Source organism: Gemmatimonadota bacterium (assembly GCA_026706345.1).
GTDB lineage: Bacteria > JAAXHH01 > JAAXHH01 > JAAXHH01 > JAAXHH01 > JAAXHH01.
This window is the reverse complement of the sequence record JAPOYX010000169.1, coordinates 14,110-26,882: the sequence shown is the minus strand read 5'-3', so window position 1 is coordinate 26,882 and position 12,773 is coordinate 14,110. Positions and strand designations below refer to the sequence as shown.

Below are 12,773 nucleotides of genomic sequence, written 5' to 3'. Positions count from 1 at the left end.
TATTTTTGAGTAGAGGAATCCGGTCGATATTCGACTGTTAAAATTGGTCCTCGGTTTATGAAAGGGGATTTTAGGTTGTGGACCCAGACCCTGAACTTGAAATACCGTTCAGTAACGTCCGCAGCCTTCTAAGGTTAAATCCTGATGATAAAGTGCGGATACATGACTACCCGACAGAGATATGCTTACATAGCGTCAGCAACGACTTCCCTCTACGATAATTGCCAACGGCGTGCCGGACAGGAATGATAGGGGTTTGAAACCGATGTCAATCCTTGAGATGACCAAAGACTGTACGGCTACGAGGGTGGGTCAAACGAGTCAGCGCGAACCGGTGCTCGGTGAGGTGGACGGACTGGAAGAAGATGATTACACCGACTTGAGTGCTTCGACCGACGACAGAATTGCCAACGAACTCCACCGATTGTCCCATGCAGACGAGGACTACTGGGCATTCAGGGGGCGGGCGGCACGGGGACAAAGCCAGGGCTTGACGCAGTACCCCGCGATGATGGTACCTGGAATGCAGGCTGTGCTTATCAAGGTCGTGACGGGGGTCGATAGGCGAGTGACGCGAGTGTTTGACCCGTTCGCCGGTTCTGGAACCACGCTAGTTGAAAGTATGCGCCTAGGGTTGAATTATGAGGGACAAGACATCAACCCTCTTGCGGTGCTGTTGTGCCGGACGAAGGCAGGGCCATTCCACGTCCATAGACTTGAGAACATCGCCAAGGAGGTTGTCGAACGCGCGAGTGCGGATCGAGGCAGTAAGATTGAGGCGGAGTTCCCAGGTTTGAATAAGTGGTTCTGCGCGGTCGCCATTAACCAACTTTCTCGCATTCGTCGAGCGATACGCTACGTAGATCACGGTTGGTGTCGCCGCGTGCTTTGGACCGGTCTTGCGGAGACGGTCAGGCTGACGAGCAACTCGCGCACCTCCACATTCAAGTTACATGTCCGGAATAAAGTAGATATAGAGTCTCGAAATGTCAATCCGCTAGAAACCTTCGCTACGGTCGTATCCGACATGACTACGCGCCTTAACGAAGAGGCGGAAGTTTTACGGGAATCCAGACGCTTGACCACCAACGGGTATTATCGGGGCGATCTGGAGATTCGATTGTGTGATTCGACGAAGTTGAGGCCCGGCGCGCGTCTACAAGACCTGTTAATCACATCGCCGCCTTATGGAGACAATACGACGACTGTGCCATATGGTCAGTACTCCTACCTCCCACTTCAGTGGATAGATTTGGAGGATATCGACGAGGGTGCCCACGCCTGCTGCCTTCGTACTACCCATGAGATCGACACACAGAGTCTGGGTGGGTTGCGGAGGAAGGCAGTTCAAGAGGCCAAGCATTTGCTTGAAATCAGCCCGAGTCTAAAGCACACGTTGAGCAGACTTGAAGCGTTTCCACCAGACAGAGGGAAGCGAGTTGCTGCTTTTTGTCGTGACCTGGACCGTGCTCTTCGGTCTGCTGTCGCCGTGCTCAGATCTGGAGCGTATTTGATCTGGACAATCGGAAATAGACGGGTCGGCGGTGAGCCGATTCCGACCGACGCCATACTTGAGGAATTGCTTGTGGCCAAAGGGTGTCGTCCAGTGACGAAATTGGAGCGGAAAATCCCGAGTAAGAGGATGGCGACGAGGAACTCCATCGCGAACACGATGCGTGCGGAGGCGATCCTCGTGTTTAGGAAGGCATAGGGTACGACCTTGGCAGAAGAACGCTTTCAACCTCGATTCGACATCAACGCGGCAGTAGTCTTTCGACTTGGCGAGGAACTCATTACGGACGTCGTTCAGGCGCTCGTGGAGCTTGTGAAGAACAGCTACGACGCTGACGCCACTTGGGTGAACGTAACTATCGATACTCGCGCTGAGAACAAATTGGGACGGGGGTATTCTGACGCCGCAGGGTCGATTCTCGTCGAGGACAACGGCAATGGTATGGACGAGGAAACAATTCGGCGTGGCTGGCTCACCATCGCGAACTCTCCAAAACGAGAGCAGAAGGACGCAGGGCGAGAGACTCTTCGAGGACGAACACCCATAGGAGACAAAGGTCTAGGGCGGTTGGGTAGTCAAAGGCTGGCGCATAACGTCGAGATCATCACTCAGTCTCGCAAACAACCGAATATCGAGCAGTACATCGCCTTCTCTTGGAAGGACTTCCGCGACACGACCAACCTAGGCGAGGTGCCAGTCCAGTTCGAGCGAAACAACGTGTGCGGCAAGCAGCACGGGACAAAGCTCATTCTGTCGGGTCTCCGTGAACGCGAAATGTGGCAGGCAAGTGAGCATGTATTGGACCTTCAGCGAAAACTATCGGGAATGCTCTCCCCATTCGAAGAAGCGGACGATTTCCACGTGCACTTGGAAGTCGACGGAAAGACTCTGGAGCTTGCGGAAATCGCGAAGAAAGTGCGCGAAGCAGCACTGCTGAAGTACGTATTCAAGTTCGACGGACAAGTCTTAGATATATCGGGCACTGCGCGGCTGAAGTTCTTCCAGCCAAGTGGTAAGGATAACGAGCAACTCTTCAAGTCACTTTGCTTAGTGGACAGCGGCGAGGCACTATTTGAGTTTTTTACCAGTAGGACAGGCAAGGGCCGACCAAGGCACTTTGTTCGCTCGGAACGCGAGGGATGGTTCGTCGAGTTTAGAACGCAGCGCTCGCTGGATGATCTGGACCGTATCAGGCGAGTCACGAAGTCGGCAGTAAGTCCAGGTCCTTTCCGGGGGGAGGTTGATGCTGTGTCGCTTGAAAGCTCCGAGTTCAAGGATGACGCGGTGAGCCGGCAATCCGAGTACCGGGAGCTGGTTAAGGACCTCGCCGGTATTCGAGTATACCGTGATGGGTTCGGTATCCGCGTCGGAGAAGATTGGCTGGGCTTGGGGAAGCAACAGACGGAAGCTACGTCCTATTACGGCCTGCGACCTGGAAACGTGTTGGGATTCGTTGCGATTAGTGCGCGGGATAACCCGGACCTCAAGGAGACTACGAGTCGGGAGGGGTTTCTGGTGACCCCTCACTACGAAAACTTTTTTGCACTGTTGACGGAGTTTATCAGGTTCGCGGGTGACGCTCAAAACTATTTCAGGCGCGGTGTACTTAGCTTCCTGAACGCACATCGTGACCAGCAAGCAGGGGTAACACCAGAAGAACCACACTCGGCGGTCACTCAGCGTATCGACCGCATCGCGGGAAAACTGTCGTTGGAAAAAACTAAGGTGCAGCAAAGAACCGGATCACTAACAAAAGCTACGGCAGGAGCTGCCAAGATGCTAGGTGCGGTACGTAACGAATTGGACAAGAGACTCATAGCAGGTTCTCCCGAGTCGAGTGCTCTTGAGAGCCTCGAAGCAGAACTTTCGACTGTGTCGAACGAAGTGATGAGAGAGGAGGAGTTGTTAGACGAGGTCTCTTCGGCTCTGGATGAAGCTACGGAACTTAAGGCGATGAAAGATGTTCTGGATCGACGCTGGGAGGCCTTAAACGAACAATTGTCCGCCATGTACGAGAGCATTAGCCTGGGTCTTACTGCTGAGGCGCTATCCCACGAGATACACAACATCGCAGATCGGCTCGCGAGAAAGAGTTCAGTATTGATACGGGAGATGGAAGGACGGGCCCGCAGGGCATTGATGATAGCGTTTATCGAGGAAGTTAGATCCAGTGTGGCCGCAATGCGTAAGCAACTCGCTCATCTTACTCCTTCCTTGCGCTATCTGCGCGAACGAAGGGAACGAATCGACACAGTCGCCTTCTTCAACGAGTTCGGAGGTTTCTACGAAGAGAGGCTGGCTCAGAACGTAATAAAGCTGGATGTGCAAACCCAATCTAACGGATTCGCGGTTTATATGAACAAGGGCAAGTTAACACAGGTGTTTGACAATTTGGTATTAAACGCGGAGTACTGGCTTAAGGAAGCGATTCGTGCTGGTTTGGTAGAAACGGGTGAGATAAAGATCGTCGTCGCCGAGCCCTACGTGCGGGTAGCGGACAATGGTGCAGGTGTGGACGAAAGTGTAGAGGACTCTCTGTTCGAGCCTTTTGTAACGATGAAGCGCACCGGGGAAGGTAGAGGATTGGGTCTGTATGTCTGCCGCCAACTTCTTGACTCGGAGTCCTGCGATCTTGTGCTTCTGGCAGATCGCAACGAACGCGGCAGGAGGTATGTATTCGAACTCGACCTGTCGGGAGCAACCGGTGAATAGTGCAGCGGAGGTGCTGAATAAAGTCCGAAGGGATGCTAAGAAACTTCTCGATACCGTAGGGATATCTCGAGTCGTGGTAATAGATGACGAATACGCGGCCAACGTCGAGGAGTTGTTGGGGATATGTTCAGAATTGGTGCCCGCAGAGTCGTCGCGGCTGCCTCATTTAGAAGAGATTTACTTTGACGCTCCGCATGCGGTATGGACTGATGAAGTTAGAGAAACTTGGGAGAAACTGAATAACACGGAGCGGAGGCGTGTGGTAGTGGAGGCCCGCAAGTTGCATGCCGCGTCGTCTGCATCCTTAGCAGATGGCGAAACCGGGCAGGATGAGACGGCGGCCGATGACTTCAAGGCGGCGGGTTCGCTCGAGGAAATCCTGGGTGGACTTGCGGGACTTGACTTCGTTCTGCTTTCCCTGAGTGAGTGGAGGGAGAAAGGGACCACCCTTCTCAAGGGTGCGAAGGCCCAGAACACATTGGTGCTTTTTGATCGAGACTTTAGCCGGGAAGAGCCAGAGGCTGAGAACGAGGGCTTGAAACAGATACACGAGGCGCAGTCCACAAACATTGGATACGTCGGTCTGATTAGCCACACGGTTCCTTTGAATGACGAGTTTGAAGCGTGGGTCAACCTGTCAGAGGAACACGGCCTTGAGCGCGACCGATTCGTTGTTATCTCGAAGGGACGGCTGCAAGACCCGCCGAATTACTACGGGTTTCTGGGCATGTTGCGTTTGACGGCCTTGAGCGGCCGCTATGCGCGTGTGAAAAGCAAGGCTTGGTCGATCTTTAAGGATTCTCTCAGCGAAGCAAAAAAGGCGATGGAGTCTCTGTCAGTCTTGGATTTTGACAGGATGGTGTTCGCGTCTTCGCGAAAAGAAGGAATTTGGGAACCTGAAACGCTGCTCCGGATTTTCCATATTCTTATGCAACGAGAGGCGCGTTCGCGTTTGCTCCAGGATCAGGACATGCCCGATTCGGTTGCGGCTGCACGAAGGTTGAGTGCCGCCCCCGAGGCAATCGCTACAGCTCTTGACGGCGACAACGACTCAGACGAATCGTTGCGAATACAACGATTCGAGATTTACGACTCGGACGACGAACTAAACCGTTTTCACACACCGATAGATATCGGTGACGTCTTTTGGTTCAGTACGAATGAAAAGTATTACATCCTGCTTGCACAACCGTGTGACCTGATGGTCCGCAAGGACGGAATGCGAAACTACGAGGACAAAAAGTTTGGACGTATGGCGGCTGTGGTGGAGTTGGTGTTCGGCTGCACCGAGAAACGGGAAAACTGGGAAGAACTTCCTTTCTACGAGGAAGAAACTGGCAGCTCTGCGTTCGCCAATCTCGCGAGAGTTTATCAAGTACCGCTTGTCGTACTGGATCTTTGCGCGGTATGCGAGGAAGGCTCAGCTGAGATAGATGTGAACGCGGAATGTCCAGCGTTGCTGATTGAACCTTGGGAAAAGCGTTACCAGAAGTTACGCAGTTTCTATGACAAGGCGCTGGATCGGTATGAAGAACTGAAAAATAAGGATCTCGACGAAGAAACACCCTCACTTGCCTTGCCGGGATCGACCACCTCTCTGAAGTTCGGGCCAATCGTAACCGGCAAGATCTTAAAGTACGGCGTAAAGCGGATGTTGCGACTTCGACAACCGTGGTCGGGTGCGTTGCTTACGAAGTTTACCCAATATCAGGCACGAACCGCCTTCGATCATTATTTCGGGCACTCCACTGAGGTACCTGCAAGCTCAGATGCCGATCAAGGACCAGTGTAGAGAAGGCGCCATGGTGTAACGTTTTGAAAGGCACTCGGAAGCGAGTCATTTTGGTTACAAGGGAAGGATACGAAGTTGCAGACCGGCTTAAGTGGATAGTAAGAATAAAGATGCGAGCCCCCCTCAAACGAGTCAATCAGAAGATTAAACCACCCCCACATCATACTTCCCCCTCGAACAACCGATCTGATCAGTAGTTCCTCAATTCGAGCGGCATCCGCGTCCTCTCATAAAGCACAAAAAGATGCTCGACCCGCTCTCGTTCTGAGGCAAAACGTTTTGGACGATAGAACCGATCTACAGCGCGGTCAAGTGCCTGATGTGCACGGCGCAGGTCGGAGGGCATTAGATCTGGATCATAAAGGTCAGCCATTATCGCGCCAGGATGGGCATTACGGGCATCAAGCACGGCCTGGGCATACGGCTCAAGTTTAGAAAGTTCTTCATTCTCTTCCCTGAAATCGACCGGTGTAGGAAAAGAATTGTAAACTAAGCCACTAGAATAGCGATAATCGCTTTTCAGTCTTCCGCCGACATGACGCATCCAAGCCATATGCATGGCCGAGGTTAACAAGGCAAAAAGAGTTAACGTCGCATCTTGAACGACCAGTAGCTGATTGCTTGGAATAGCAGGCGGCTTCAAATAACCTATAGGCGTGTACTGCCGTCGCTCGGAGCTTACTTCCGGTATGACCAGAAAATCGGTCGTCGGAACGACGGCGACATGGTACTTTGTGGGTCGTTCAGCTAGTGAGTTACCCAGTTTCCCTGCATACCTTAACCTGAATTCCTTCACAGCGCGGATTCGGTTCATAACGCTCGGTAGTGACCGCAAAACAGAGGGCGACTCTTCATCTACATGGAGCAGCCAACGCTCAACGCCATTGATATATTCTCGCCCACCGATGAAGGGCCTGAGCAACATTTCGGCTTGGGGCTCCCACACTAAGAATTCCTCTCGTTCTTCTCTATTGAGAATGTAGTGCCCATCGTCGACGGGCTTTGTGCCGACTCCGATTTTGGGAAGACCGGATATCGAGTTTCGTTGCCGTTTGACCACGAGATGATGGTTATTGAGTTGGCTAGTATCCAAGAGATACGGACTAATGTAGCTGGGTTCGATTGACTCGGGCTCATCACCAGGATTCTCGTAGGAGAAGAGCTGACGTCTAGGCGGTGTGGATTCACGGTCAGACATGCCGACGATTACGACATGTACATGAGCTTTCCCCTTGGCATCTGAACCCCAAGGGAAGGTCCTGTGACCAAATGTTATTTCAAGATTGTACCGATCGAATAACGCCGGCCAGAGTTGAGCTACCTGCTCGCCCTGAGTGATAGAGTTAGTTGCGACAAAAGCAATTCGTGCCTGCTTTCCTTTGTAATACGCACCCGCTTTTAAGAACCATGCGGCTACATAGTCAAGACGTGAACCACCGGTGCCAAGCTTGGTCATTAAAGCCTTAGTCTGTAACTGCTTTTTCTCATCGCGCATCACAAATCCACCAAATGGAGGATTTCCAAGTACATACGAACACTCTTCGGGCGGTAAAATCGTCGCCCAATCTATTTCTAACGCATCTCCCTGGACGATATGAGGAGAAGTGCTCAGCGGGATGCGGGTATAGGTCTGGCCGAACTCCAGGCTGAGCCTGTTGTTCATGATGTGATCCATCATCCACAATGCCGTCTCGGCTATACGAGCAGAGAACTCACCCAACTCGATACCGTAGAACTGATCCACGTTGACGAGCGAAATCAACTCTACGTCCAGCATTGCCTGTCCGCTGGCGCCGGTCGCTGTCCTGATCTCCCTGATCACGTCCATCTCTAGCAGCCGCAATTCCCGGTAGGCTATGATGAGGAAGTTGCCGCAGCCGCATGCCGGGTCGAAGAACCGCAAGTCCACCAGTTTTCTCTGAAACCTTCGAAGTTCGCTGACGCGCCGGCTGTCCTTGCGAGACCTGAGCCGCTCGAACTCCGTGCGGAGGTCGTCCATGAACAGCGGTTCGATTACCTTGAGGATGTTCTTCTCGGTAGTGTAGTGCGCCCCTGAAGCCCTGCGTTCAACGGGATCCATGACCGATTGGAACAATGCGCCAAAGATCGCTGGAGAGATATTCGACCAGTCGAAGTTGCAGGCTTCCAGCAACAGGCGCCGCATAGACGCGTCGAAGGCGGGTATGCGCAATGGCCCGTCAAATAACGCGCCGTTGATGTAGGGGAACCGCGCGAGGTCTTCGTCCCGCGTCGAAATGCGTTCGCCCTCCGGCGTATCGAGCACCTGGAACAGTTCGGCCAGCAACGCGCCCAGGTTGGAACCGTCCTCGCTCGTGCGTGTTTCGATGAAGTCACTGAATATATCGCGCGTGTCGAAGATACCGGTGTCATCTGCGAAGAGACAAAAGACGATTCTTACAAGAAAACGTTCGAGATTTTCTCCCCGGTAGCCGACTGAATCAAGAGCATCGTGCAGCTTTCCAACCAGTTCGGCGGCCTCGATGTTGACCGGATCCTGGTCGCGAAAAGTCTTGCGCTGCACGCCCATGATGAAGCCGAATGACTCCACGTGGGCAGAAAGGTCCTTGAGTTCGAAAGAGTCGGTTCGGGACTCGTCCAGGTCTCGTAGTTCGAAATTCTGAAAGTCGCTAACCAGGAGGTAGCGGGGTTTTTCGTGATCGGGCAGGGCGTCAAAATAGTCGCCGGCCTGCTCGTAGGCACTTTCGAGGTCGCGGCCGGCGCTCTTCTGCTCGACGATCAATACCCCGGGCCAGAACAGATCGATGAAGCCCTGGCTGTTGTTCAGCTTCTTCACATGCTCTTCGTACCGAGCTACGTTTCGTCGTCGAACTCCGAAAACCTGGAAGAAGTCGTTGTAAAATGACTGTGTCTCGCCCTTCTCGTAGGACGCGTCGCGCCACTCTTCGGCGAAAGCGGCGGCGCGTGTACGGACCTCGTTCCACGAAAGACGCATCAGGATTGCCTGTCTTGTGAAGTAGATGGAGGTGTACTACTGTGGGCGCTGCTCCACGCGCATCCGAGAAAATGAACCGGTCTTGTACGTACTTGTCAAGGTATCCTGAAATGCGGATATGCGATACAACACGGGACGCTAAGCTTGGACCTCTAGCTACCAGGGATGACATGAGATCCCTTGAGAGGGAGATAGCCGCAGTAAAAGAACATACAGCACATCTGCTCACTAAAGCGGATGTTTATCTCTATATAGGGATAGCAATCCCTGTCGCGGTTGCAGCAGTGATGATCGCAATAAAGTTGATCTTCTTTGGTGGAAGTTGATGGGGCGGGTACTCTCGGCGGAGGCCCCGATGCGCCGGACCATATGCAAAGGACCGGTGCCGAGTGAAACAACAAAAAGCTGTGCCTGACGTCAGCACATGTTCCCACCCATACCGGCTACCCAATCCTTAAACTCCGATCCTCAAGCGGCAGGTCAATGCGCACGTTGCCCCGGCGGTGGGATTCCCGGATGGCAATGGCGATTTCGAGGGCTTCGCGGCCGAATTCGCCCGGGCAAGTCGTTTCCCTTCCCGCTTCGATAGAACGGCATACGCCTTCTATCGCATCGACCATGGAGCTCCGGGGATGCCAGGGTCCGGGCAGGTGGGTCTGAGCAGGTGCGCCCGTTACGGCATTCGGGGTCCACAACTCGAACTGTGCGTGAGAGTTTCGGGAGACGATACGGCCGGTTTCGCCGATGAACTCTAGGGACCACGAGTAAACATGCGATTCGGACCGGGAGTTCAGTATGGTCCGGACTTCGTTTTCGTATACTACGATACCTGTTCCGGGAATATCGGTATCGGACCGCGCCTGCTCGTCCGTGTCGATCAGGCCGACTACCCATCGGGCCGGCGCACCGGCAAAGAGCCGCAACAGGGCCAGGGTGTGGCTCTGGATGTTGGACAGCGTCGACGGGCTGTGGCAGACCATGGTCTTCAAGGGTCCGATGGCGCCATCGGCGATGAGTTTCCGGGCGTTCGTGTAGTAACCGTACCAGTTTAGATGGCAGGCCATGGCGAGGATGACGCCGTTCCTTGCGCAGGCATTGATCATGGCATCGGCTTCGGCGAGCGTGCGGCACATCGGTTTCGTGGCGAAGATGGCCTTGACCCCGAGTTCGGCCAACCCCGCCGTGATCTCCGCACGCGGCTCGGGCCGGGTGGTCAGGCAGACCACGTCGATCGCTTCCTTCTCAACCATTTCGCGGTAGTCGGTGTACAGGGCCGAAACGCCCCAGCGGTGCCCGAAATCCGCGAGTTTGGCGGGATCCTCGTCCGCGGCGGCCACGAGATCGATCCCCCGTGCCTCCATCATGGCGGGCGCGTGCGCCCACGGCCAAGGGTAATGGGGCTGACCGACGTGCTCGTCGTCGATGGTGCTGCCCATCCTGCCGCAACCGATCACGGCGCCGCGATAAGTATGCTTCGGTGCGGTGTCCCGCACGGCTTGAAAGGCTTCGTCTCCGGAGTCCGTCAACGGAGTTCTCCAATTTAGAAATCAGCGGTCGACCTGATGGTCGTCGGAAATCCGAAGATGTTCTTCGACCCTGCCCAGGCGGGTATTCACCCGATCCAGGCGGATGTTTATACCGTGCATTTCGGTCCGAACCTCTGAGAACTTCACGTTCATCTCAGCCCGCAACGCTGCGATATCCTCCCGCAGCGCATTCGTCGAACGTCCCATGAAGGTAAGGATCGCCAGGACGAGCACGCCTACGGTCGTGGTTCCCTGCATGAATATGCCGATGGTTTTCATGGTCAGGTCCTTTTATCGAGGTTGAATGAGAACTCCGCTTTATGGATTAGTGTGCGTCGTTCCCTCAAACCTCGTAAACAAACTTCGCCTGACTTGGAAGGGTTGCCTGACCTGGATGGATCACTGGATCTGAATGGGTCGCCAGTCCGCGATGGATCACCGGTTCTGGCAGAATCCGCGTTCAGCGGCGCATGAATGGCTCACGCGGGAAATTGTAATGGTGTTCTGGCGCTAGTTCGACCGGTTTTCCGTGCGGCGTGTTGAGATACGCCCTTTCCCACGCGTCCTTGCGGTCGGACGCTTCCTCCTGCGACACGAGCCCGTGTTTTCTGCAGAGGCGCTCCAGGGTCCGAAGCCAGTGCCTGTAGTACGTATCGCCCAGGTCGGGGCCGCCCTCCTGCTGCGCCGCGCGTATCTCCTCGCTCAGCGTGGCGGTCCACTCGTCCCACGTGAAGTAACCTTCGCCTGAGAGACGCACCGTGATCGCAAACGCCGATGCCTCCCATGGCGCTGCAAATACCGGCGAGCCATCGCCCCCAAGCGGGATGTTCCCCAGCGGGATGTCCTCCAACGGGATGTCCCCCAGTCCATTCGTGCCGCCGGGCTGTTGCGTGTCTGTCATGGTGCAGGTTCCAGGTAAGTCTCCCAGAGGTCGACGTAGACGGCGCTGTTCACGTTGGCCGATTCCCCCCACAGATCACGCCCCTCGAAGCGTACGTTGTAGAGATGCCTTCCCTCGTCCACGCCCCGGGCGCTCAGGTCCGGATACACCTGCGATCCGTAGTGCTCACGCACGATCCCCTTGTGGCCTCGGACATAGCCCGGTACCCGGGTGTGCCCAGGTGGATAGTGGTTGATCGCGCGCACACGGTCGCCCGACGAAAACCGGGGCGGTGAAGACGCAGGCCGGACGTAGCTCGTAGTCATGTAGGGGGCCGCACGCACCTGTTCGGCATGTGCCACCTTCTCCATGATGCGTTCCGGCACGGGGGTCGATGCCCTGCCCGCCTGCAGTTCCTTCTTCGAAACGAGACCGGACTTGACCAGTTGCTTCCTGATCCCCGCGAACCAATTCTCATAATAGGAGTTGGCGAGATAGTCGGCGGGAGGCAATTGTTCCCTGTTGTGGCGCGACATGTCGATGTTCCACAGGCCCAGAAGTCCCATGAGCCGGACGATTCCGTACACCCGGCCCTCCCATTCCTCGTGGAAGACCGGCTCCTCGGACTCCGGCTCCGGCCGCACCGGCCCGAACCCCCGCATCCCGCCCATATCGTGTACACCGCTCATGCTTTGCGGACCTCCGATTCCGGATGCAGCGCCTCCTCGACCCCGATCATGGCGTTGCGCGTCACGAGTTCCCTGAGTTCCTCCTTACTCCATCCATCCGTGCCTTCGGGACGCTGCGGCAGCACGAGGTAGCGCATTTCGGAAGTGGAATCCCACACGCGCACCTCTTTCCGTTCGGCTACCTCCGTTCCGAACTGTTTTATCACGCCGCGCGGATCTACGACGGCCCGTGCTCTGTATGGCGCGGACTTGTACCAGACTGGAGGCAGGCCGAGGAGCGGCCACGGGTAGCAGGAGCAGAGCGTACAGACAACGAGGTTGTGCACGTCGTCCGTGTTCTCCACGACACGCATCTGCTCGCCCTGCGCCCCTACGTAGCCCATCGATGCGATGGCGGCATTCGGGTCGTCCAGCAGCCAGCGTCTGAACGCTTCATCCGTCCATGCACGCGCCACGACGTGTTTCCCGTTCGCCGGGCCGATCTTGTCCTGGTACAGGTCGATGAGTGCGTCCAGCGCTTCCGGATCGACGAGGCCTTTCTCCACGAGCAGCGATTCGAGCGCTTTCACGCGCAACTCGATATCCGGGGGCGGGTCCGTGTGGTCTTGATCGTGCCGATTATCGTTGGTCATGTGGTATTCTATACCATTGCTCGCCGCGGTATAAACAGGGCCGCAATTCGTCAAA

The 12,773-nt window shown here is 55.2% G+C and carries 10 protein-coding genes; 4 read left to right on the top strand and 6 right to left on the bottom strand.

Going from position 1 to position 12,773, the window contains the following annotated elements; genetic code table 11:
• Window positions 1-307: 307 nt before the first annotated feature.
• From OXG98_11255 to OXG98_11245, 3 genes are all read left to right on the top strand, one after another.
• Window positions 308-1,711, top strand: coding sequence for a site-specific DNA-methyltransferase (locus OXG98_11255; protein ID MCY3772581.1), 1,404 nt, complete (start codon window positions 308-310; stop codon window positions 1,709-1,711).
• A gap of 9 nt (window positions 1,712-1,720) precedes the next feature.
• Window positions 1,721-4,225, top strand: coding sequence for an ATP-binding protein (locus OXG98_11250; protein ID MCY3772580.1), 2,505 nt, complete (start codon window positions 1,721-1,723; stop codon window positions 4,223-4,225).
• Window positions 4,226-4,298: 73 nt separating this feature from the next.
• Window positions 4,299-6,017: a hypothetical protein gene (locus tag OXG98_11245; GenBank protein ID MCY3772579.1), complete on the top strand. Its 1,719-nt coding sequence runs from the start codon at window positions 4,299-4,301 to the stop codon at window positions 6,015-6,017.
• A gap of 190 nt (window positions 6,018-6,207) precedes the next feature.
• On the opposite strand, the gene OXG98_11240 is transcribed toward OXG98_11245, so the two are convergent.
• Entirely contained in the window at window positions 6,208-8,991 is a 2,784-nt protein-coding gene (locus OXG98_11240; GenBank protein MCY3772578.1) for a class I SAM-dependent DNA methyltransferase, read from the bottom strand.
• A gap of 170 nt (window positions 8,992-9,161) precedes the next feature.
• Here OXG98_11240 and OXG98_11235 point away from each other — a divergent pair, with 170 nt between their 5' ends.
• Window positions 9,162-9,317, top strand: a complete 156-nt coding sequence (locus OXG98_11235; GenBank protein ID MCY3772577.1) for a hypothetical protein — start codon at window positions 9,162-9,164, stop codon at window positions 9,315-9,317.
• Window positions 9,318-9,434: 117 nt separating this feature from the next.
• Here the strand turns inward: OXG98_11235 and OXG98_11230 are convergent, their stop codons facing one another.
• From OXG98_11230 to nthA, 5 genes are all read right to left on the bottom strand, one after another.
• On the bottom strand, window positions 9,435-10,517 hold the full coding sequence (locus OXG98_11230) for a Gfo/Idh/MocA family oxidoreductase (GenBank protein ID MCY3772576.1): 1,083 nt from the start codon (window positions 10,515-10,517) through the stop codon (window positions 9,435-9,437).
• Between the two features lie 21 nt (window positions 10,518-10,538).
• On the bottom strand, window positions 10,539-10,796 hold the full coding sequence (locus tag OXG98_11225) for a hypothetical protein (GenBank protein MCY3772575.1): 258 nt from the start codon (window positions 10,794-10,796) through the stop codon (window positions 10,539-10,541).
• A 181-nt stretch (window positions 10,797-10,977) separates the two neighbouring features.
• Entirely contained in the window at window positions 10,978-11,418 is a 441-nt protein-coding gene (locus OXG98_11220; GenBank protein ID MCY3772574.1) for a nitrile hydratase accessory protein, read from the bottom strand.
• Window positions 11,415-12,086 carry a nitrile hydratase subunit beta gene (gene nthB / locus OXG98_11215; protein ID MCY3772573.1) on the bottom strand — a complete coding sequence of 224 codons (672 nt, stop codon included), beginning with the start codon at window positions 12,084-12,086 and terminating at the stop codon, window positions 11,415-11,417. Before nthB ends, OXG98_11220 begins: the two co-directional genes overlap by 4 nt.
• Complete coding sequence (nthA, locus tag OXG98_11210; protein ID MCY3772572.1) at window positions 12,083-12,718, bottom strand: nitrile hydratase subunit alpha; 636 nt, start codon at window positions 12,716-12,718, stop codon at window positions 12,083-12,085. Before nthA ends, nthB begins: the two co-directional genes overlap by 4 nt.
• Between the last annotated feature and the right edge of the window lie 55 nt (window positions 12,719-12,773).